Annotated in this window: 18 protein-coding genes and 3 pseudogenes; 4 read left to right on the top strand and 17 right to left on the bottom strand. The window is 62.9% G+C overall.

Annotated elements, in window-relative coordinates:
- Window positions 1-33 precede the first annotated feature (33 nt).
- From AC2VON_RS24850 to AC2VON_RS24775, 16 genes and pseudogenes are all read right to left on the bottom strand, one after another.
- The gene (locus tag AC2VON_RS24850) at window positions 34-1518 is read right to left on the bottom strand and encodes a DDE-type integrase/transposase/recombinase (RefSeq protein WP_069954206.1); all 1485 of its coding nucleotides are present in this window, start codon (window positions 1516-1518) and stop codon (window positions 34-36) included.
- 126 nt (window positions 1519-1644) lie between these two features.
- The gene (locus AC2VON_RS24845; protein WP_069954205.1) at window positions 1645-2232 is read right to left on the bottom strand and encodes a hypothetical protein; all 588 of its coding nucleotides are present in this window, start codon (window positions 2230-2232) and stop codon (window positions 1645-1647) included.
- Window positions 2233-2429: 197 nt separating this feature from the next.
- Window positions 2430-2744, bottom strand: a pseudogene (locus AC2VON_RS24840) (transposase); the annotation flags it as partial.
- 960 nt (window positions 2745-3704) lie between these two features.
- A pseudogene (locus tag AC2VON_RS24835) lies at window positions 3705-4202 on the bottom strand (CAP domain-containing protein); the annotation flags it as partial.
- Window positions 4203-4213: 11 nt separating this feature from the next.
- Window positions 4214-4411, bottom strand: a complete 198-nt coding sequence (locus AC2VON_RS24830; RefSeq protein WP_473133489.1) for a hypothetical protein — start codon at window positions 4409-4411, stop codon at window positions 4214-4216.
- Complete coding sequence (locus tag AC2VON_RS24825) at window positions 4381-5025, bottom strand: hypothetical protein (protein ID WP_486955207.1); 645 nt, start codon at window positions 5023-5025, stop codon at window positions 4381-4383. The genes AC2VON_RS24830 and AC2VON_RS24825 overlap by 31 nt, the downstream gene beginning before the upstream one ends.
- A gap of 87 nt (window positions 5026-5112) precedes the next feature.
- Entirely contained in the window at window positions 5113-5748 is a 636-nt protein-coding gene (locus AC2VON_RS24820) for a hypothetical protein (RefSeq protein ID WP_464508760.1), read from the bottom strand.
- Window positions 5712-7259 carry an MCE family protein gene (locus AC2VON_RS24815; protein ID WP_464508757.1) on the bottom strand — a complete coding sequence of 516 codons (1548 nt, stop codon included), beginning with the start codon at window positions 7257-7259 and terminating at the stop codon, window positions 5712-5714. Before AC2VON_RS24815 ends, AC2VON_RS24820 begins: the two co-directional genes overlap by 37 nt.
- Window position 7260: 1 nt before the next feature.
- Complete coding sequence (locus AC2VON_RS24810) at window positions 7261-8397, bottom strand: MCE family protein (RefSeq protein WP_464508754.1); 1137 nt, start codon at window positions 8395-8397, stop codon at window positions 7261-7263.
- A gap of 29 nt (window positions 8398-8426) precedes the next feature.
- Entirely contained in the window at window positions 8427-9758 is a 1332-nt protein-coding gene (locus AC2VON_RS24805) for an MCE family protein (protein ID WP_464509112.1), read from the bottom strand.
- Window positions 9758-11077 (bottom strand): MCE family protein, encoded by a 1320-nt coding sequence (locus tag AC2VON_RS24800; RefSeq protein ID WP_464508752.1) that lies wholly within the window; start codon window positions 11075-11077, stop codon window positions 9758-9760. The genes AC2VON_RS24805 and AC2VON_RS24800 overlap by 1 nt, the downstream gene beginning before the upstream one ends.
- Window positions 11074-12102 carry an MCE family protein gene (locus tag AC2VON_RS24795; RefSeq protein WP_464508751.1) on the bottom strand — a complete coding sequence of 343 codons (1029 nt, stop codon included), beginning with the start codon at window positions 12100-12102 and terminating at the stop codon, window positions 11074-11076. The genes AC2VON_RS24800 and AC2VON_RS24795 overlap by 4 nt, the downstream gene beginning before the upstream one ends.
- Before the next feature lie 27 nt (window positions 12103-12129).
- Window positions 12130-13509, bottom strand: coding sequence for an MCE family protein (locus AC2VON_RS24790; RefSeq protein ID WP_464508749.1), 1380 nt, complete (start codon window positions 13507-13509; stop codon window positions 12130-12132).
- Between the two features lie 4 nt (window positions 13510-13513).
- Window positions 13514-14368: an ABC transporter permease gene (locus AC2VON_RS24785; protein ID WP_084027722.1), complete on the bottom strand. Its 855-nt coding sequence runs from the start codon at window positions 14366-14368 to the stop codon at window positions 13514-13516.
- 10 nt (window positions 14369-14378) lie between these two features.
- Entirely contained in the window at window positions 14379-15167 is a 789-nt protein-coding gene (locus AC2VON_RS24780; RefSeq protein WP_439951827.1) for an MlaE family ABC transporter permease, read from the bottom strand.
- A gap of 644 nt (window positions 15168-15811) precedes the next feature.
- Window positions 15812-16000: pseudogene (locus tag AC2VON_RS24775) on the bottom strand (IS481 family transposase); the annotation flags it as partial.
- A gap of 64 nt (window positions 16001-16064) precedes the next feature.
- Between AC2VON_RS24775 and AC2VON_RS24770 the strand changes: the two are divergent.
- Entirely contained in the window at window positions 16065-16334 is a 270-nt protein-coding gene (locus tag AC2VON_RS24770; protein ID WP_486955206.1) for a hypothetical protein, read from the top strand.
- Window positions 16335-16609: 275 nt separating this feature from the next.
- Here the strand turns inward: AC2VON_RS24770 and AC2VON_RS24765 are convergent, their stop codons facing one another.
- Window positions 16610-16852, bottom strand: a complete 243-nt coding sequence (locus AC2VON_RS24765; protein WP_486955205.1) for a fibronectin-binding protein — start codon at window positions 16850-16852, stop codon at window positions 16610-16612.
- A gap of 244 nt (window positions 16853-17096) precedes the next feature.
- Here AC2VON_RS24765 and AC2VON_RS24760 point away from each other — a divergent pair, with 244 nt between their 5' ends.
- The 3 genes from AC2VON_RS24760 to AC2VON_RS24750 all read left to right on the top strand — a co-directional run bounded on the left by AC2VON_RS24760 (window position 17097) and on the right by AC2VON_RS24750 (window position 19743).
- Entirely contained in the window at window positions 17097-17774 is a 678-nt protein-coding gene (locus tag AC2VON_RS24760; RefSeq protein WP_473133496.1) for a hypothetical protein, read from the top strand.
- Window positions 17771-18544 carry a hypothetical protein gene (locus tag AC2VON_RS24755; RefSeq protein WP_236724368.1) on the top strand — a complete coding sequence of 258 codons (774 nt, stop codon included), beginning with the start codon at window positions 17771-17773 and terminating at the stop codon, window positions 18542-18544. The genes AC2VON_RS24760 and AC2VON_RS24755 overlap by 4 nt, the downstream gene beginning before the upstream one ends.
- Before the next feature lie 740 nt (window positions 18545-19284).
- A complete protein-coding gene (locus tag AC2VON_RS24750) occupies window positions 19285-19743 on the top strand; it encodes a lipoprotein LpqH (protein WP_084027720.1) in 459 nt (152 codons plus the stop codon).
- Window positions 19744-20124: the final 381 nt, after the last annotated feature.

Genomic DNA, 20124 nt, shown 5'->3' with positions numbered 1-20124 from the left:
TGAATCCCCAATGTGATTGCAGCCGTTGAATGCTCACGCCGACACCTCACCCTCGAACTCGCCGCTGGCGGCGGTCAGGTCGGTTATCGAGAGCTGCCCGGGAACCTGATCGTCGCCCACCGAGCCGACGGTGGCCGAGGTGTCGGTGCCGTAGAGAGCGTGGTAGCCGATGCGTTCATCACCGCGCAGCTGGTCATGATGGGCGGTGGCGGTCAACGCCAGGTAGTCGATCCCCGTCACCGGCGGCGTGGGGTCGGGGTTCTCGGGTCGGGCTTTGGGATGGGCATGGCGGGTGATGTGGTGCGGCACCGCGGGACCAAAGCTGCGCTCGCCATGGCGGACCTCGATGGTTTCCAGGTCGAACGGGGAGAACACCAGTTCCACCCGGCGGCCGGCCAGGGCGGGGTCGACCCGGTAGGTGTTGGCGTGCAGGGAGACGGTGGCGGTCTTGGTCACCACCCGAAACTCCGACCACAGGAACGCCTCGGTCAGATCCGCCGCCCTCGGCAACGCCGGTAATCCGCCGAGCCGGTCCCAGCCGGTCTCCCACCTCACCAGCGGGGATTGGCCGGTCTCGGTGTGGGTGCGGCGGTGGTATTCGGTCTCCACCCAGGCCATGAACAGCCGGTTGAGTTCCAACAGGGCGCCGGTGTGGTCGACCCCGGCCGCGGCGAGGTCCTCGGTGGTGGTGTCGGTGACCTCGACGAGGAACTGCTCACGCACGGTCCGGAAGAACCGTTCGATCTTGCCCCGGCCTTGCGGGCGCCCCGGCGTCGAATGCACCAGTTGGATACCGAGTTTCGCGCACGCTCGCAGCAGCCAGGCATCGACGAACGCCGACCCGTTGTCGACGTAGACCGAGGCCGGAACCCCGCGGGCGGCCAACGCCGGTTTCAGGGCGGCGGCCAGGCGCACGGTGTCCTCGGCGAACCCGAACCGGTGCCCGACCACCAACCGAGAATGATCATCCAGGAAGCCGAATAGATAGGTTTTGCGGTCCCCGACCCGCGGGCCGTGCAACGCGTCGCCGACCCACAGTTCGTTGGGGTCAGCGGCTTCGAACCGGCCGAACACCTCTCTGCTCATACCTGCGGTGGGACCCATCAGCTCGCAGCGGTGGAAATGGCGCAGCAGCGTCGACTCCGAGGGCGCCCACCCGGTCGCGGTGCGCAGGATCCGGGCCACCTGCGCGGCCGTGCGCGAGGGGTTCTCCCGTTTCAGTGAGGCGGCCAGCTCCAACACCTGGACATCGGTGCGGGTGGCCAGCCGCCGCGGTTCGGGCACCAACGCTTCGAACCCGCCGGCGCGGTAACGGCGAATCCAGCGATCCAGGGTGGCCCGCGCGATCTGCACCTGGGTGCCGAACGGATCAACATGGTGACGGTCGGCGATCTCGCGGACCAGCCGGCCGCGCTGCTTGGTCGACAACCCGTCGGCCAGGGCCGGGCAGATCACCTGATAGCGGAACAAGCCGATCGCCTGGGCCCGCTCCCGACGCTTGTGCTCTTCCAACGACACTGCGGTGTTCTCCTCACACATTCGATGGCCCGGCCCGAAACCGTCTGCCGGGCAGGTGCCCTCGCGAGGATCACCGATTCCTACCGCCCCGCATCAGGGGCAGCTCGTGTTGGCCCGCGGCGCCAGCTACGCCACCGACCAGTCCGGTGAGAGCAGTCGGCCGCCGCTGACCGCGACCAGCACCTGCGCCAGCGTCACCGCGCCCAGCAATCCGGCCGGCCCGAACCGCTGCCGGATCGCCGCCGCCGCGACGGTCACCGCGGCCGCCACGTCAGCCCAACCGCAGCCGACCCCGTCAGGAATCGTCACGTCGACCCCGGTTCGGACCGCCACCGTGAGGAACCACGCCCGAATCGCCTCCAGTCGCCTACCGGCCCGGCGCAGCCAGCCCCGCACCGTGGCCGCCGGAACCTGCAGCCGCGCAGCGATACGCCGATGCCCCCGCCCGCGGCTCCGCAGCGACAGTGACTCCCAAATAGTCTGTGCCGCGTAACCTCTGCGCAGCAACACCGTGACCGGCAGCAACACATGGGTCACCAGACAGGATCGGCATCGTGCCCGCCGCGGCCGTATCGGATCGCCGAGGCCCTCGACCTGCCGAGCCCGGGCATGCCCCCACCCACCCAGCACACCCTGCGAGCATGCCGGGCACGCGATCTGGCCAGCCGTCAACCGGGACTCGACGCCGACCAGATCAGCCTCTACCGTCACCATCAGTGCCTCCGTGCACTACAGCGCGGCACCCTGCGAGCCCGCCAAGACTTCAGCGGGGTGCCGCGCACCCATCAGTTCCTCATCACACTGATGGTGCACACCACCAAGCTCAAGCCGGCAACCACGCCGGCATTCACATCGACACGCTCAACGACGAATGGCCGCCCCGTGGTCACCATCCAGAGAGACGGTCAACACGTGGTCGGATGCGGGACCCGTGTGCCGAACGGGATTCGGCAAAACCGTTGCCAGGAAATCGAATCACCCACCTCACGACACCGCGACTCATAACCCAGCCCGTAACGGAACTTCAGGAACATCATCCGCAGATAGGTCTCCGTCGGTACCGACGGACGCCCCATTCGTGCGTCGAAAAACGACACGAAAGGCGCGAAGAACGCTGGGTCGTCGAGCAGCCTGTCCACCCGCGCCAATTCGTCGGGCAACACCAGCAGCTCCGACGGCAGTATCGCGTCCCACAACGACGGCTGGTCGTTTAAAGTTCTCAGCACGATGGCCTCGATCCCTTCTTGCCCAAGGGTTCGAGGCCATCATCTCGTCAAACAACGGCCACTTCAGCCACCGCCACACCCCGACTTTTTCAGGTCGAAGTAGCTAGCGCTCCAGGCTTCTGGATGATCTGCCGCACGCTCAATTGCGGAACACCCATGGCCGCAACCGCTATTGAAATGCACGACTGCTAGACGCCGTGCGAGATGATCTGGGCGACCAAACGGCGGGCTGTACATGGTCGAATTCCACGACAGTTGCCAGCGGTCCTTCAAAGCGACTCCCTACCGCACCAATCATGACCTCGGAGAGCTCCAGGACCGTCAACGGAAAAGCAAAATGAATCAACCCAAGGCGACAAGCGAAAAGAGCGATCAGAGAGTTGCGCTGATAGGCCCGTACGGCTTGCACGTCGCGACGTGAAACGGAATGCCATTATCCGCGCAGCCATTACCAGTAGCGGTATACGTGCGACCGGACACCCAGGGAAGGACCACCTTCGCAACGCCCCAGCCAGAATCCTTACCGCAATCTCCGGGGAAATCGGGAGAGGACAGACACACTTGCGATCTCCGCGGGTTCGCTTGGCCATTGCAGTGTTCCGGTTGCAAGGTGGCGATCACCGCATCCGCGTTGACGTTGCGATAGCGCTCTGGAGCCGACAAAGTGTACGTGCAGTACTCATCATCATTTGGCGCCGCGCTGGCTACGCCCGTTCCAGCCAGTGCCGTTGCTATTACCGCCGCTAGAACCGTGAGCTTAATCATTGGAAAATCTTATGACGCGATTAGTTGCCGCGACAAGTAGACGACGAGTGGGACCGCCCCGAATATCGACCGCCTCGCACGACCGAATCGGGCTCGGGCTCAATTGTTTTCCTACTGCGCACGAATACAGAAGGTCTCCATTAAGGCGTAGGGGTCGAGTGCGGAAATGACTGCCCCCTAGTGGTGTGGTCACGTCGGCTGGCCATAGACGGCCACCACTACGCTGCGATCGGGGCTGTTTTCTGACCACACCCCCATTTGTGTGTTGCCGCAGTTGGACATGATGGCGTAGTAAGCGGGGTTGTAATACCACTGGTTGAGGACGTCGACGTTATTGATTGCCACCGAGTTCTTGATCGCCACGGTTTCTGCGACGTTGCCGTGGAAACCGGCCCGGTTGGCGCGGTCTTGCGCTGTGGACCCATCAGAGCCGGTGTCGCCGTCGAGGCTGCGATTGTTCATCATGTCATCGGTGTGCCATTGCGCGGCCAACTGCAACTGCGGGTTGACCTTGACGTTGCTGATACAGCCAACTTGCTGCTGAAGCGTATAAACGTTCTCCACGACGCTGTTGTTGAGCCGGTGATTGTCGGCATGTGTGGTTGGCATGGCCAGTGCCGTCGCCGCAACCAGCGGGACCGCTAGCGCCGACGCCGCAGCACAACGGCGCCGCGCGTCGACCGTGGGTCGCATTCTGCGCGCCATCATCGCTCCAACGGCCGATAGTGAGCAGCAAAGTCGCGCAGCTGGCAGATCAACGCAGGGCACAGGTGGCCGACCGAGCGGCCTTCCAACGAGTAGGCCCGACACTCATCGGAGGCGGTGAAGTCGGTCTTGAGAATGTCCATGGTCGGTGCGGCGGCATTCCGGGTCAGACTGGGGTGAATTGCGAGATTAGCCATCGGTCATGAACCTTCTCGAGAGTGATACGTGCGCTAGAAGTGAAATTGCTGGGCGGTTCGTTGCCGATGACAGTGGTCTGGTCGACGCACACCAGCACGACTGCATGGTTTTTGGTTGCCGACACGGACGCCGCGGCGGGCACTGTAGCCACCGACGAGATCCATTTCTGTTTGGCGTCTGGAACGACGACGTCCTTGATCAGCTTGGTGTAGTCGTCGCGGAAGACGCCGGTCAACCGGTCACCCGCAGTGGTCAAGTCCTTCTCCGCGGTTTCTGGCCGGTAGGAAAGCATCGCGATCGTGCTTTCGGTCGCGGCCTGCACCGACTTCGCAGCCGCCTCCTGCGACAGCCGCGCGGAAGCTTCCAGCCACTTCAGATAACCCGCGCCCAAGGCGACGACCAGAACCAGTACCGGCAGCACACCGTAGGCCAAGGTGCGCACCCACGAGAATCGGCCCGACGGCTCGGCCCGGATATCGGTCGCGTCGCCATCGCCGTCTGCAACAGACTCGACATCATCGGCCTCGTCAGCCGCTTCGGGCCCCCCGCCGACTTCGGTGAGCTCATTGTTCTCTAAAGCGCCAGCGCCAGGCACGGACGCGTCTTCAGACATGGGATACGACTCCCCTGTGATGCTGTCGATATCGACGGCCAAGATGAACTCCAATCCGGTGAACCGTGCGGTAGCCGTTGCTAGCGGTCATGGTACGAACTGAACAGCGGATACTTTGGCAGCGTCACCGACTTTCTGAACCCCAATCCGCATCCGCCAGGCCCGCGGCTCTTGGTCCGGCGCGCCGGCATTCGTCGTCTTCACCGCCACGATGACCAGCACTTGCGCCTGATCCCCGTGCTGTGATTCCAGGCCTGCCTCGGTCACCGTGCCCTCCGATTTCGACTTCGCCTGTTTGACGACGTCGACGAAAGGCCGGGATCCCTTCTGGAAATCGTCGTGAAAGCTGCCGGTCGACGAATCCAAGATCCGCTGTATGTCGGCATCCATTTCGGCGTAGTCGATGGTCGTCAAATTCACCGCCGCTTGCCGGGCGGCCTGCACGAAATGGTTGCGCTGTACCTGCGCTTGGCGGATGTCATACGTTCGGTATCCCAACCAGCCGGCCGAGCACCCTAATGCAACCAGGGCGACAACGCTCGTCGCGATCGCGAACCTTGCGTTGGAAGGGCTCTTCCGGACGGCGATGTTGGCGTAGTCGTCGACGGCCTCATCGGTGTTGTGGTTCTCCGTCTGCCCCCGCGCCTCTTTTACGGCGGGCGAGCCGCCTGCCGCGGACCGGCCGCTCACGGGCCCGTCCCCGGCGTCAGCATGCTTTGCCATGTCTTCCCTTCCGTGCTTTGGGTCAGGTCGGATTGGGTGTAGAAGTGCCCGTCTGGCGCCGCGTAGTTTCCGGTCAGCGGATCGTAGCCGGGCGTCGCGATCGGCGGGGGCGGTGCTTGTGGCGGCGGTGCTGTTGCCCGTGGGGGCGGTGGTGGTGCCTGTGGTGCCGCTTGTGCGGACCGCGAAGTGGGTCGCGGCTGTGGGACACCCTGCCCAGTCAGCGTGGCGTTGGGGTCGCCCTTCCATTGCAGTCCGTCGTTGAGCGGTACATACTCTTCGTCGCTTTCACACATCGCCGCCGTCGGCGCGCGCTTGCCCGGATGGGGGGCGACCTGGCACGGGAAGTTGCGCGCGCCGCGCACGTACATGGGGTAGTCCTGGGGTATCCGGCAGTACAGGTCCCCGTCGAAGGTCGCTTCGCGCGGCGGTATGCCCTCATCGGGGGTGCCGTCGCGGCCGGATGGGACGTGTTGCTGTTGGATCGGCAGGTACCCGGTAGTGCAGACGGGAGGCACGTTGAGATTGAGGTTGAAGTCCAAGGTCAATCCGGGGTGTTTGGTGTGGAGGTCGGGTAGCAGAGCGGTCCCGATACCGGCGATGGGCCCGGGCAGTATCACCAGGAGCTGTTCGATTCCCGCCCCGTAGTCGCGCGCGACTCCGCCGAGGCTGACCGTGTTGGCCAGCAGCGGCGGCAGGCTCGGCTGCAGCCGGTCGATCAGTTGCCGGGCCTCGGCGGCGGCCGGCCCACCTTGTTCGAGCAGGCCCGCAACCGATGTGTTGTTGGTCTGCAGCTGGTGTGTGAGGTCGGCGAGGTGCGCCGCCCACGAGTGGATCGCGCCGGAGGACTCGGCCTGAGAATCCAGCACCGGCTTCGAGCGTTCGATCAGCGCGATGAGCGGGTCGAGGTTGGCGCGCGCGTCGATGGCTAATTGGGTGGAGCCTTTGACGAAGCGGGAGATGTCCGGGCCCAGGCCGCCGATCGCGGTGTAGCTCTCATCGACCATTGTCTTCACGTTGTCGGGCGGTATGGCTTGCAGGCCGCGGTTGGCGGCGTCGAGCAGCGCGTTGATGTCCGGCGGCACCGAGGTGCGGCCCTCCGGGATGACATCACCGTTCTTCAGCGCTGGCCCGTTGCCGCTGCGGGGTAGCAGCGCGACGTACTGTTCGCCGACACCGGAGACGCTGTGTACTTGGGCGTTCAGATCTGACGGGATGGGAACGTCGGAGCGTAGCGACAGCACCGCGTCCACGCCGGTGTCGGTCAAGTGCACGTCGGTCACCCGGCCGACCTCGGTGCCGCGGTAGGTGACGTTCCCACTCGCATAGAGGCCGCCGGCTCGCGGTAGTCGCATGGTGACCGTGTAATGACCGACGCCAAACATTGCGGGCATCCTGATGTAGCCGAAGATCATCACGCCACCGGCTATCACGGCCACCGTCGTGAAGATCGCCAATTGGATTTTGACCCGTTTGTTCAAACGTTCGTGGAATTGCTGTCCGAGGATTGGCATATCACGGCCCTTGATCGGCTTGGTAGGGAACGACAAGCGGGTTGGACGGGGTCCGGAACCGCCGAGACTCGAAGCATGGGCTGGGCACCTGGCCGATGGTGCGGCCCCACTGCAGCTCCAACTCGGTCAGGTCGCATTCCCAGCGGGTACCGGTGAAAAACCCATTGTCGATGCGACTCAGGGTCAGGTCGAAGACCGCGGTGAGGTTGGCCGCTTCGCCGCGAATCCAACCGGTCGCGACGGATTTGGGAAAGGGCATGACGACCACCGCATCCAGCGCGCGAGTTAGGGCGGGCCCACTGTTGGCCAGCGACTCCAACACTGGCCCGATCGCTTTGAATTCCTTGACCAGATTCTGCTTGGTCTTGTTGACCGAGTCGGTGGCCAGCGCGCTGAGCCTTCCGAACGCGGTGGCGGCCTCGGCGAGATGCTCGCGCTCGTCGGATAGTACGGCCAGCGCGTCGGGAATCGTGCGCATCGCTTTGTCCAGCACGGGCTTCTGATCGGCGAACTGACCGACCAGATTGTTGAAGCTGTCGGTGGCGGCGATGATGTCACCGGTCTGGGCATTCAGGTGCCCGGTGAACTGGTCGAACTGTTCGATCAGGCTGCGCAGATCTTTTTCGCGGCCGGCAAACGCGGTGGCGAACGCCGCGGTGATGTCTTGGATTTGTCCGATCCCCCCGCCGTTGAGCAGCATCGACAGGGCCGCCAGTGTCTGGTCGGTGGTTGGGTACGCCCCGGCGTGGGCCAGCGGGATCAGCGAGCCCTCGTGCAGTCTGCCCTGCGGTGCCACGCCGGCCGGTGCGGCCAGCTCGATGTGCAGGGAGCCCAGCAAACTGGTCTGGCCGACCTTGGCGGTGGCGTTGGCCGGCAGGTCGACATCACCGTTGAGTCTCATGGTGACCAGTGCGTGCCAACCCTGACGCTCGATCTTGGTGATGGTGCCCACGTTGGCATCGGCGACCCGGACCCGGGAGTTTTCCTGAATGTAGCTGACGTCGGGCAGCTGTGCTTGCACCACGAACGATCCCGGACCGCCGCCCTGGGTGCCCGGCAACGGCAGCGAGTTCAAGCCACGCCACTGACAGCCGGCCACGGCGACCGTACCCACGATGAACAGGGCACCAACGATCATGCACCGCAGTGTGGTTCGGTTCAGGCGGCTCATGAGCCACCACCCGGTGGCACCATGATGCCGGACAAACCGGCGCCCGGATCGGTCGGTACAGCGTCAGCACCCGGAGGCGGACTCGGTGCTGGCCCCGGGAGTGGCGGCAATGGTGGGCTCGCAGGCGGTGTGTCGCCCGGCGGCGCCGGATGCGGGGGCACGTAGTCGGGCCGCAGCCAGTCCTCGCTGTAGGTGATCTCGTTGGGGCGGGCCGCCTCGCCGACGAAGAGGTTCTCACCGAGCGGCGGGAAGTTCCACTGCCGGTTCTTGAAGATCGGCGCCATATATTGCACGCACAGCTTTGCTGACTGCTCGTAGTTGAGGCGTGATGCAGCTTGTATCGCGCCGCATAAAAACGAGATTGGGTTGGCGAAGTTGTTGAGCGCCAGAGCACCGGTGACCGCGCCCTGGGACGGCTGAAAGATATTCATGAAGTTCTGAAATGCGTTGGGTCCCATGTGCAACGTCTGCTTGATATCGGGGATGCTGTCGTGAAGGGCGCCCGAGATCGACGACAGCTTATCGGTGGCGGTGCCCAGCGCCTCGCGATTGTCCGCGATGAACTGCGTCACATCACCGGCGACGTCGTTGAGGTCTTTGACCGCGGTGCCGACCGCGTCGGGATCGTCGGCCAGCGCCGCGGTCACCGCGGCCAGATTGACGTTGAGCTGCCGCAGCAGTGTCGAGCTGTCCTGCAGCGCGGACACCACCACCGACAAGTTCTTGATGCTGGCGAACATGTCGGTGCTGTGATCGCCCAGCACCGAGACCGCCTGCGACATCTTGATCAGCGTGTCGCGGATATTGGGCCCCTGACCGCGCAGGTTGTCCGCGGCCGTGTTGATGAACGCGCCCAGCGTGCTGACCCCGCCCGGTGTGGTGGGTTGTAAAGCGTCGGTGAGCTTTTCCAGCTGCTGGCGCAGATCGTCCCACTCCACCGGGACCGCCGTACGGGTCTGTGGGATGACCGCACCATCACGCATCACCGGCCCGCCGGTGTAGGCCGGAGTCAGTTGAATCGCGCGTGAGGTGACCAGCTGCGGCGAGAGGATGGCGGCCTTCGCATCGGCCGGCACTTTGTATTTGTCGTTGACCCAGAACGTGACCTTCACCCGCTCGGGTTGGGGTTCGATGCGATCGATGGCGCCCACGGGAACCCCCAGGATACGTACCTCATCGCCGCGGAACAGGCCGTTGCTGTTGTCGAAGTAGGCCACAATGTGGGTCCTTGCGTCCTGGACGACCGAGCGCACCGCGACCACGACACCGCCCGCTAGTACGAGTGCCAGCGCGATCGCAACGCCGATCCGCAAATTACGTGAGCGCATCACCGGCCTCCGTTCGCGGGATTGTTCGTCGGTGGCTGCTCCCCCGGCGCCGGTTGATACACCGGCGATGGGCCGGGCGCGGGGACGGACCCCACACCCCCCGGTGCTGGGGCCGGCGGCCCTGGCGGCGGACCGCCGGGCGGGGGCGCGGGAAGCGGCTCCCTATAGGGGTAGCGAGGATCGCCCGGCTTACCGGTAATCGCGTCGGGCAGGGTGAGATTCGGTTCCCCACCTTGCCCGGTGCGCGGATACGGTACCGGCAGCGGCGGGGTGGCCGGCTGACCGGTCTGCGGATCGGTGCGCTGCGAGGGCAGCAGCACATTGGGATCCAGACCCAAATCGTGGAATGCCGCGTCGATAAATGGCTGCACGTATTGCCCGGGCGCCAGGTTGTACAGGGAGGCCAGGAAGTAGGGGCCCGCCGTCAGACATTCACCCAGTGATAACGCGTATTGGTTGACGCGCTTGAGCGACACCTGCAGATCTTTTTTATGGTTGTCAACGATCGTCAAGGCGCCGTTGAGCTTGTCCAGCGCCGGACGGAGTTGCTGGCGGTTGTCACTGACAAACCCGGACAACTGCCGAGCAAAGGCCGACAAATGCCGCGAAATGTGCTCCAGCGCGGCGCTTTGGGTCCGCAGCTCGGCCATCAACGCGTTGGTGTTGGCGATCAGGCTGACCACCTCGTCGGCACGTTCGGATAGCACCGCGGTCGCTTTGTTAGCGTTGGACAGCAACTTGCGCAACGCAGCATCACGGGCGTCCAGTGTCTGGGAGAACCGCGCCACACCTTGCACAGCGAGCTTCAGATCCGGCGGGGTGTCTTCAAACGTATGAGCCAGCGTGGCCAGCGCATCCGACACCGCGTTGGTGTTCAGCCCGCTGACGGTCGAAGACAGATCGCCAAGCGCATCGGGCAGCTGATAGGGCGGCCGGGTCCGCTCGACCGGGATGGTCCCCGACAGCTGCCCGTCACCGCGGGGCGTGACCTCCAGAACCTTGGCGCCCAGTAGGCTTTTGGTCCTGACGTTCGCCTCGGTCCGCTCGCCCAGATGCACGCCCTTGTCGACATCAAATTTGACCAGTACCCGTGCTCCGTCTAGCTCGACCGATGACACCTCTCCCACCCGATAACCTGCCACTTGCACCGCAGCACCGGATCGCAGCCCGCCAGCCTCGGCGAAGTACGCGGAGTAATGCTTGTCAGCATTAATAAATGGCAGCTTCTTGTATTCCATGGCGAGCACCACGATCCCAACCAGCAGCACAATGCCCACGGCGCCGACGACGAATAAGTTGCGTTCAGCGAAGGGTTTCATTTCGGCGTGCACCGTCCCGTGTCCTGGCCGGCCACCTTGATGTAGACCGGCTGGCCACCTTTACCGTTGACTTTGAACAACAAGTCGCACAGGTAGAAGGCCCAATACGTGCCGTTCAGTCCCATCCGGTTCATCTGGTTGTAGGCGTCCGGCAACGTTTGGAGCAGATTGTCGACGTAGTTCTGGTCGGCGACCACGATCGAGGCAGTGCGATCCGTTTGCACCACAGTGTTATGAATCGGTTGCCGGGCCTGATGTAGGAAATCGGCGATCGTCGCGGATGCGGCATCGGTGTAGGCGACGGCGTTGCTGATGTCGGACTTGTGCGCCGCCAGCCCTTTGACGAGCTTCGAGAGCGAATCGACCGCCTTGGCGAACTGTTTGCTTTGATCCCCGAAGGATCCCAGCACCGCGTCCAGGTTGCCGATCACCTGCTCGATCAGCTGGTCGCGGTCAGCCAGCGTATTGGTCGCCGCCGCCGCCTGGTCCAAAAACGAGCCGATGGTGGCGCCCTCACCTTGGAAGGCCTGGATCAGCTGACCGCTCAACGCGTTAACCTGCTGGGGGTCCAGCGCCCGAAACAGCGGCCGGAACCCCCCCAGCAGGGTGTCAAGGTCCAGTGCCGGCTCGGTTCTCGCCACCGGGATGGTCTCGCTCGGCTTTAGCGGTTTGAGCCCGCCTGCGCCTTCCAATAGTGCCAAATACCGGTCACCGATCGGGTTGGCCCAGCGGATCGCGGCCTTGGTGCCATCAGTGAGCACCACCGAAGGATCGGCCGAGAACTCAACCACGGCGTGGGCGTTCGGGTTGATGGAGATGTTTTTGATTTTCCCCACCTCAACTCCGGCGATCCGCACGAAGTTGCCGGTGGCCAGCCCGCTCACATCGGTAAATTCAGCGTTGTAGAGCTGCTCCTTTTGAAATCGCAGCTGCGCGAAGATCGCCATCAGCCCAAATGTTCCCACCAGGCACACCACCACGAAGATTGCCAGCGACACGATTGAGCGTCGCAAGTTGTCATTCACGGCTGCAACTCCTCAGTCTCTCGGTGCTCACGGTGACGGCGGCTCGGGTGCCGGTGGCGGGGGTTCGGGCGCCGGTGGCGGGGGCGCGGGCGGCAAGCCCGGCCAGAGTGGGGCGCCGTCCGGCCCGTACCACGGCGCCCCATACGGCGGCATCCCCGCGGGAACAACCGGCCCGGGCGCCGGCCCGGGTATGCACTGCCGGATGCTCGGCCGCTCAGGGGTCCCCCGGGTGGTCGGGAAGTAGTCGACCCAGCACGGATGTCCGATACCGGGGTTGGGTCGAATATCGAGCCCGGTTCCCCAGCCTGTGTTGGTGACGAGTGCGCGCATCGGGAAGTGGTTCTTCAAATCGGGGTTCGACCCACAACCGGGCTTTCCGCCCGGCCCACCCTTGGCAGCCACGACCGGCAAGTTTTCCGGATACGAGTATAAGTCGTCCCCGAACAGCAGGCCGGCATCCGCCAACAGTGATTTGCCGTTCCCGCCGACAACCGCACGTCCATCGTTGTCTAGGTAATTCATCGCACCTAGGATCACGCAGGTGTATTCCGGGTTGTACTTGAGCAGCAGGCTTGTCGTCGGCTCAAGCCCGTTGATGCCGTTCTCCAGGTTGTCTTTGTTGGGTCCGAGCAGCCCGATGCCGGCGTTGGAGAACCCAATTGTGTTCAGCAGCAATGCATCCAGGTCTTTGCTGTGTTTGGTGACCGTGGTGCTCGTGGTGCTGGCCGCGTCCATAGTGGCCAGGATGTCCTGCGCGGCAGCGCTATACGCGTCACTGAACCCCTTGAAGGAGCGCAAATCCGCAGCCACGGTGTCCATCCGGGGATTGATCGCCGACAGCACCTGATTGGCATCGGTTGTCGCCTCGCCCATCCGCTGGCCCTGACCACGGACCCCCTCAGCCAGCGCGCCTAGCACTGCGTTGAGTTTTGACACGTCGATCTGATGCAACAAACCCACCAGGTTGTCAAACACGGTGTTGACCTCGGTGGTGACGTTGTGCGACCGCAACACCGCACCCGCGGCCAACCGCTTCGGGCTGGGATGCTCTGGATAGATCAACTCGACGTATTTGGCGCCGAACGCGGTGGTGGCCTTGATCTGGGCCCCTACATTCGCTGGGATGTGGCGAATCTGGTCGGGGAAGATTTCCAGCTTCAAGCTCACCGGCTTACTGCCACCACTGATCTCGCCGACCCGACCCACCTCGACGTCGCGCATCTTGACCTTCGCACCTGGTTCCATCACCAGACCGGTACGGTCAGAGCTCAGTGTCACCGGCACATAGCTGTTGAATGTCCCGGCGAAAATCGCCGAACATACCAGCGCGATCGCGATGATGGTTGCGATCATTATCGCGGCCCACCAGAGCGGATGAACGCGGCGTTTGTGCTTTCGGTCTTCCATCCGACTATCCCGAGAGGTGGAAGTTGCCGGACTGGCCGTAGATTGCCAGTGAAAGGAACAACACGACGAACACCGCCGAGATCATGGAGGTTCTTACCGCGCGGCCGACGGCCTCCCCCACGCCCGCCGGCCCACCCGCGGCGGTAAACCCGTAATAGGTGTGCACCAGCATGATCACGACCGCCATGGTGATCGCCTGAAAGAACGACCAGATAATGTCGGTCGGGTTCAAGAAGGTATTGAAGTAGTGATCGTAGACACCGCTCGACTGGCCATAGATAGCGGTCGTGCCAACGCGGGCGGCCAGAAACGACGTCAGCATCGCCACGCAGTACAGCGGTATCACCACGACCACCCCGGCCACCACGCGGTTCGACGCCAGATACGCAACGGATTTGATGGCCATTACTTCCAGGGCGTCGATCTCTTCGTTGATACGCATGGCGCCCAGCTGGGCGGTGGCGCCCGCGCCGATGGTGGCTGCCAGCGCAATACCGGCGATCACCGGTGCGATTAACCGGACGTTGAAGAAGGCCGACGCGAACCCGGTCAGCGCCTCCACGCCTACGTTGGCGAATTGGTTGTAGCCGTCGACGGCGATCAGCGCCCCGGTGGCCAGGGTCAAGAAACCGACGATCGCCACGGACCCGCCGACCATGGCCAACGCCCCTGTGCCTAGGCTCATTTGGGCGATCAAGCGGATCATCTCCAGCTTGTAATGCGCGAAGGCTTCCCCGATGGAGATTAGGGTTTGGAAGTAGAACTGCGCTTGGTTGCCAATGCGGGTCAAACCGTCCACCCAGGACCGGGTGATCCGTAGGATGCGCGGGTGGGGCGTACTGGGAACACTAGTCGTCATAGTGTCGTCTTCACGTTAGCGTCGCCTTCACGGTAAGAGCGGTCACGATGATATTGATGGCAAACAGCGCAACGAATGTGTACACAACCGTCTCGTTGACGGCGTTGCCTACGCCGGCTGGGCCGCCGCCGACCGAAATGCCCTTGTAGCAGGCGATCAGCCCAGCCGCCAGACCAAACAACGCGGCTTTGACCAACGCGATCACCACATCGAGAGAGTGGGTGATGATCGTCAAGCCCCACACGAACGAACCCGGCGTCACATGCTGGAGGAACACCGAAAAGATAAAACTGCCCACCAGGCCGACCAGGATCACCACAGAAGCCAACAAAGGCGCCACCACCGTGGCGGCCAGCGCCCGCGGCACCACCAATGACTGAATCGGGTTGACGCCCATCACCCGCAGCGCATCCAATTCCTCGCGGATGGTGCGCGCGCCCAGATCGGCACACATCGCGGTGGCGCCAGCGCCGGCGACCACCAGCACCGTCACTACCGGTCCGATTTGAGTGACCGTCCCGTAGGCGGCGCCGGTACCTGAGTAGTCAGCCGCGCCGAATTCCACCAGCAGAATATTGAATGTGAAGATCGCCAGGACGGTGAACGGGATTGCCAACATCAGCGTCGGCAACAATGACACCCGGGCCACAAACCAGGACTGCAACAGAAATTCGCGCCACGCGAACGGCCTGCGCGGCATCAACACCAGTGTGTCCAACGCCATCGCGAAAAAACCGCCCAATGCGCGGACGGGCTTGCCAGCCTTAGCCGATGAAATCATCGCTAGCCCGCCGGTCATGCGAGCAATCCGTGACGCAGGCACGGCGCCGACGGCAGTAGCGTCGACTTCAGTGTCTGGATAGTCGAGCGTTGAGACGGCGCTCAAGACCTCCTCACTGCGGAGATCGATGCGCTCGGTGTCGGTAGCGTCATCTGCTCCCAGCTGCATGGGCTCGGACAGACCATCTTCTCGGGCGACCTCCGGAGCTGGCTCGCTCTCGAAGTGACTGGCCAAAACGCCCCCTCCATAAAGATGCTTCCACGGCCGCGATCGTCGCCCCGCCCAGGCTCCGGCATGACCCGGTCACCTCAATCCATACCGTGATCTGCGACGCGATACGGGTTTTTAATGTGGTTTTGAAATACCGACGATAGGTTAGAGTCCTGCGTCACACTTGTCAACATCCGTGCACTGGGTCATGGAAGCGCCCAATCAGCGTTCGTGTGCCGAACCGACACCGCTTCAATGTGTACGTCTTCAGACGAATTACGGCATGCTGGGTACTAGAACTCATGACCCTGCCCGAGGGCACCGGCCCGAACAAGCCCTCATAGTCCAGATCCACCGACCCGGTTGCGAACGGATCGCTTCCGGGGATTACTGGCTGTGGGGGTTGGAGATTTTGTGCTGAGGATGTGACTGGCCCGCTAAGGGGGCAACGGAAATCTCTCCGCCGTGCCGTTGGTTTGCGGCCGCCAAAGCCGTGTCATGCGGTGTTCAATTCCGACCAGAGTCTGAGCGAAGATGTGGCCCCTGTAGCAAGATCCCCTTGTCAGTCAACACTTTTCGTACGGTGATGCCGCACTCCGTGACCAGGCGTTGGCAAGAAGCCAAAACGCGGCGGCGGTCTCCTAGCGTTTATCGGTCGGAGTTGCCGCGGCGATGGCGGTCTTGGCGATTGGTCCCATGACCTTCATGACACTCGTGGCCCCCGCAACGTCGCAGCACAGCGGCCAGACCGCGACCACACGATCCCGTGCCCCCGGTCCCGAAGTTCAGCGGGCTGCGGAACGGGGCATCGGTACCCAGCACGATGGGCGCGAAACTGTCTTTGAAGTCGATCTCGTCGGTCACGATTTCGGCAACGTCGCTGGCGAACGTGGAGTCACACTGCCGGTCACCGACATCGCTACCGGCTGGACGGAAAACCGGTCGGTGCGCAACACGGCCCGAAATGGGTGCTGATAGCTCGACGGTATCGCCAAGACCATCCCGATGCGGCTTACGGGCAGCGACAGGGAGATCTCGGATCGAAGTTCATCAATCACCACCTGTTGGCCCGGTGAGACCAGCGTGAGATCATCTGTACCCGTTCGCGGAACGGGCAACTCCAACGACCCAGGTATACCCTCAACACGGCCTCGAACCGTCGCCGCAACTAACAATGTCGACTGGACGAGCGCATCGCCTCGGTGCCGCCCAGACCCTCCTAGGGTCGAGTTCAATGGCAAGGTACTTGCCTAGCCTCCGACGGTGTCCGCATCGGATCCGCCGTTAAGGTAGTGATCGGGGTTCAGACCACTGGGGTCTTTGGTGAGATCGACGTCGTGGTCGAGGTCAGGTAACCCTGGAATCAGCGAGCAGATTAGGGCCAGCGGGGCGCCGCAACGATTTGCGGGGGTGTCGGCAGAGGCCGGTGTGGCGAGCCAAACCGACGCACAACCAATAGCCACAGCCACGAACGTGCTCTTAAACAAGTACATCTACCCTCCTCATGACGGCGGGTCACTTGTGGCCGGGCACCGTCTTATGATGCCATTGCCGACCATGGGTCGTTGATTTCGAATTAAAATTACAAGACGTAGTTCGAGCCCACAAGCCGTCCCACTGCGGTCCGGCGCCGATAGTGGTCGCCCAGGAACGATCCGGCAGCCGGGAAGTATGTTGGACCAGGCGGCCACATTTACACGGTGGCCGCCTGTCCCAAGTCCAAATAAGGAGCGCAACATGACAGACGATCCTGCCGTCCACGAAGGGAGGGCGTCCAAGTCGACTGTAGGGGCGGAAGAGAACTCGACGACGGACGGCCAAACATCCGGCTTCGACTCCGAAACTGAAAGCGTCGAGCAGGAATCCACCGATGTAACCGGGGCGGATGGCGCATCGCCGGGGACAGCCGAGGGGGCTACGCAGGCCAGGCGGTCGATCCCGCCGCAGCGGCTTGCGCTCATTATGGGAACGGTCGTTGTGCTGACGGTCGGGGGGTTATCCGGCTGGCTTGGCTACCGCGCTCACCAAGCGCAGCGAGACGACGCGCAGCGCAATACGTTTATGGACGTTGCCCAGCAGGGTGCAGTCAACCTGACCACAATCGATTATCAACACGCGGAAGCCGATGTTCGGCGCGTCTTGGACTCGGCGACCGGCGAGTTTTACGATGACTTCTCGAAAAGGTCGCAGCCCTTCATCACGGTCGTCAAGCAGACACAGGCGAAGTCAGTCGGTGCGATCACGGCGGCAGGTTTGGAATCGGAAACGGGCAACGAGGCACGGATTATTGTCGCTGTGGCCGTTCACACCACCAATGCCGGTGCCGAACAGCAACCACGGTCCTGGCGGATGCGAGTAACGGTTCAGAAGACCGGCGCTGACGTGAAGATTTCGAACGTAGGGTTCGTACCGTGAAAAGAAGGCGGCTGAGCCGCTCTCAACAGATGAATGGGCCGTCGTCGCAAAATGGCGCGGCGAAATCAACGGGCATTCCGGCGCCGGCACCATCCAAGTCCGAGCGCGCGCGTGAAAACGCCAAGGCCGGCCGCGCCGAGTCGGAACAAGCCGACCCGACCGACGCGGTGGAGGCCGACACCGATATCGATGCCATCGGCGCCGCGGAGGTCAACGAAGGCGACAGTACCGGCAAAACCGAAGTTCTCACGGAACCGGTTACGGTCACCCACCCTGGCAAGCACCGGGTGAACTGGAGAAGCGTCCTGGTCTATGGCGTACTGCCGACGTTGGCGCTACTGCTGGCGATGGCGGCGGGTTTTTGGAAGTGGCAAGACAGCTCGATTAAGGCCGCGAACGTCGCTCGCATTGAGTCCGTCAAGGCAGCCGAGGATTCCACCGTCGCGCTGCTTTCATATCGCCCCGATACCGTTGACCGCGACCTCGCCGCTGCACGCGACCGCCTCACGGGGAGTTTTCGGGACTCCTATACGCAACTTGCGACCAAAGTCGTGATACCGGGTGCCAAGCAGAAGCAAATAACGACCGTGGCGACCGTTCGTGCGGCGGGCTCGATGTCGGCGAACCCCAATCACGCTGTGGTGCTGGTTTTCGTCAACCAAACCGTGACCGTCGCACAGGATCCCCCCACGAACTCGGCGTCGACTGTTCGGGTGACGCTTGAGAAAATCGGCGGCCATTGGTTCATCTCGGGGTTCGACCCGATCTAATTCGATCCGGTCTGAAGTTGTGGTGGTGGTCTCCCCCTCGGAGCACGTTCTCCACGCTGGTGATGGGCCGGTGCAATGATGGTGTTGTTCATCATGTTTCAGCGTATTCGGGTGGGTCCCCCAAAGCGTCGCGTGGGGAACGACTAGACGCGGCCGGCTAGACGCTCGCGGCCACGCTGCTCCGAATACTGACCCAGGACCAGGGCCAACCACGCCGGGGTGGCCGCAGCCACCGAACTCGACATTTAGTTCCGTGATCCGAATTCACCATGGCGGCGTGGCCCAAACGACAACACCAATAGCCTTCTGGGCCGGCACTTTCCAACTCACCGACCTGCCTCGTACATCGGTCCGGAACACCTCGCCGCCGTCGCCGGCGAACTCAACCAATGTCCCCGCAAAGTACTTGGTTGGCGCACCCCAGCAGAAGTGTTGGACCGACTACTATCGACACCACCACAAAATCCACCCAGTGTTGCGGCGATGAAGTGAATCCCCAACTTGCGGGAAACACCGTTAACGCGATGGTCCCCCACTCCCGCCCACGCGAATTAATTCGGCATACTTCTAGGCGGTGCGCGAACACGCGGCTGGCAGAGCTGCTGTATTATGTTGCGCACAATGTTCGATGGCGAGCAGCATGATCCTCAGCCGGATCGTGACCGACATGCCACAACGCCGGAGAAGTCTCTCGCATACAGAGGACATTTAGCCGAGAGACCAGAGGGGGCTTGAGCGAGATGGGCCGTGAGGTCGTGGGCAACCGATTGACTGCCATTGTTGGTGCCATTTTAGTTCTCCCCAGCCTCGCTGGGTGCTCGTCTTCGCCTCCCCCTGTACCGCTCCTGCACGGTGAGCTTCCCCGCGGTACCGCGCACGTGACTATCGGTAACGATGCGATGGCCACGACATATGCGGTGGGGTGCACAACGGAAGAATTCACCACGAGCATCACAAGCGGTCACCACTCCGCGGGTGTCACGGCGGTTGTGGACTATGCGGACAAGCTTAGTGTTAAGTCGGTCAGCATTGCCAACTTTGGCGGTTTTACGGGCAGCTATTGGGAAAATTTGCAAGGCAATGCCCACGTCGACATGATCGGCAGCACCTACGCGATCACCGGAATCGCTGATGGATTCAACGCCGACAAACCCAGCACCAAAACCTCAACGCGTTTCGCGATGAGGGTGGCTTGCTAGTCTCGCCCTTGGCGGTCACCGAGAAACATGACCTCATCGATGCTGGTTGTGTCGCGGCGCTCCAAATGTTGATGATCCTCACCACACGGTGATCCGACTCCGTGGACCAGCTCGCGGGGCCCGGACAATCCCTAGTCCGTCATTGTCCTGCCGTCGGAAGGGCTTCCGGTGACGGTTACGGGTCATAACGAGCGAAAGCGATCGTGTAATGCGACGGTCGCGGCCCAAGTCGACCGGATCCCTTCCTGGATCGTCACTGGTATTGAATAGCGCTCATCATTGCGGCAGGGTGCCGGAAAAGTCACGTCTCATGAGGTCAGGATCAGTTTGAGGGCGTGATCTGGGTGTCTGGCGTGGTGACGTAGGCCGGCGGCGATGTTG

It is taken from the genome of Mycobacterium sp. TH-M82 (assembly GCF_057473605.1).
Note: the sequence above shows the minus strand (reverse complement) of the source record. Positions and strands in the feature narration are given on the sequence as shown.

Coding starts and splice junctions, on each gene's coding strand:
- AC2VON_RS24845 (WP_069954205.1), bottom strand. CDS start 2,232: ATGGTGACGGTAGAGGCTGATCTGGTCGGCGTCGAGTCCCGGTTGACG.
- AC2VON_RS24830 (WP_473133489.1), bottom strand. CDS start 4,411: ATGGCTAATCTCGCAATTCACCCCAGTCTGACCCGGAATGCCGCCGCA.
- AC2VON_RS24825 (WP_486955207.1), bottom strand. CDS start 5,025: ATGTCTGAAGACGCGTCCGTGCCTGGCGCTGGCGCTTTAGAGAACAAT.
- AC2VON_RS24820 (WP_464508760.1), bottom strand. CDS start 5,748: ATGGCAAAGCATGCTGACGCCGGGGACGGGCCCGTGAGCGGCCGGTCC.
- AC2VON_RS24815 (WP_464508757.1), bottom strand. CDS start 7,259: ATGCCAATCCTCGGACAGCAATTCCACGAACGTTTGAACAAACGGGTC.
- AC2VON_RS24810 (WP_464508754.1), bottom strand. CDS start 8,397: ATGATCGTTGGTGCCCTGTTCATCGTGGGTACGGTCGCCGTGGCCGGC.
- AC2VON_RS24805 (WP_464509112.1), bottom strand. CDS start 9,758: ATGCGCTCACGTAATTTGCGGATCGGCGTTGCGATCGCGCTGGCACTC.
- AC2VON_RS24800 (WP_464508752.1), bottom strand. CDS start 11,077: ATGAAACCCTTCGCTGAACGCAACTTATTCGTCGTCGGCGCCGTGGGC.
- AC2VON_RS24790 (WP_464508749.1), bottom strand. CDS start 13,509: ATGGAAGACCGAAAGCACAAACGCCGCGTTCATCCGCTCTGGTGGGCC.
- AC2VON_RS24785 (WP_084027722.1), bottom strand. CDS start 14,368: ATGACGACTAGTGTTCCCAGTACGCCCCACCCGCGCATCCTACGGATC.
- AC2VON_RS24780 (WP_439951827.1), bottom strand. CDS start 15,167: ATGACCGGCGGGCTAGCGATGATTTCATCGGCTAAGGCTGGCAAGCCC.
- AC2VON_RS24770 (WP_486955206.1), top strand. CDS start 16,065: ATGACACTCGTGGCCCCCGCAACGTCGCAGCACAGCGGCCAGACCGCG.
- AC2VON_RS24765 (WP_486955205.1), bottom strand. CDS start 16,852: ATGTACTTGTTTAAGAGCACGTTCGTGGCTGTGGCTATTGGTTGTGCG.
- AC2VON_RS24760 (WP_473133496.1), top strand. CDS start 17,097: ATGACAGACGATCCTGCCGTCCACGAAGGGAGGGCGTCCAAGTCGACT.
- AC2VON_RS24750 (WP_084027720.1), top strand. CDS start 19,285: ATGGGCCGTGAGGTCGTGGGCAACCGATTGACTGCCATTGTTGGTGCC.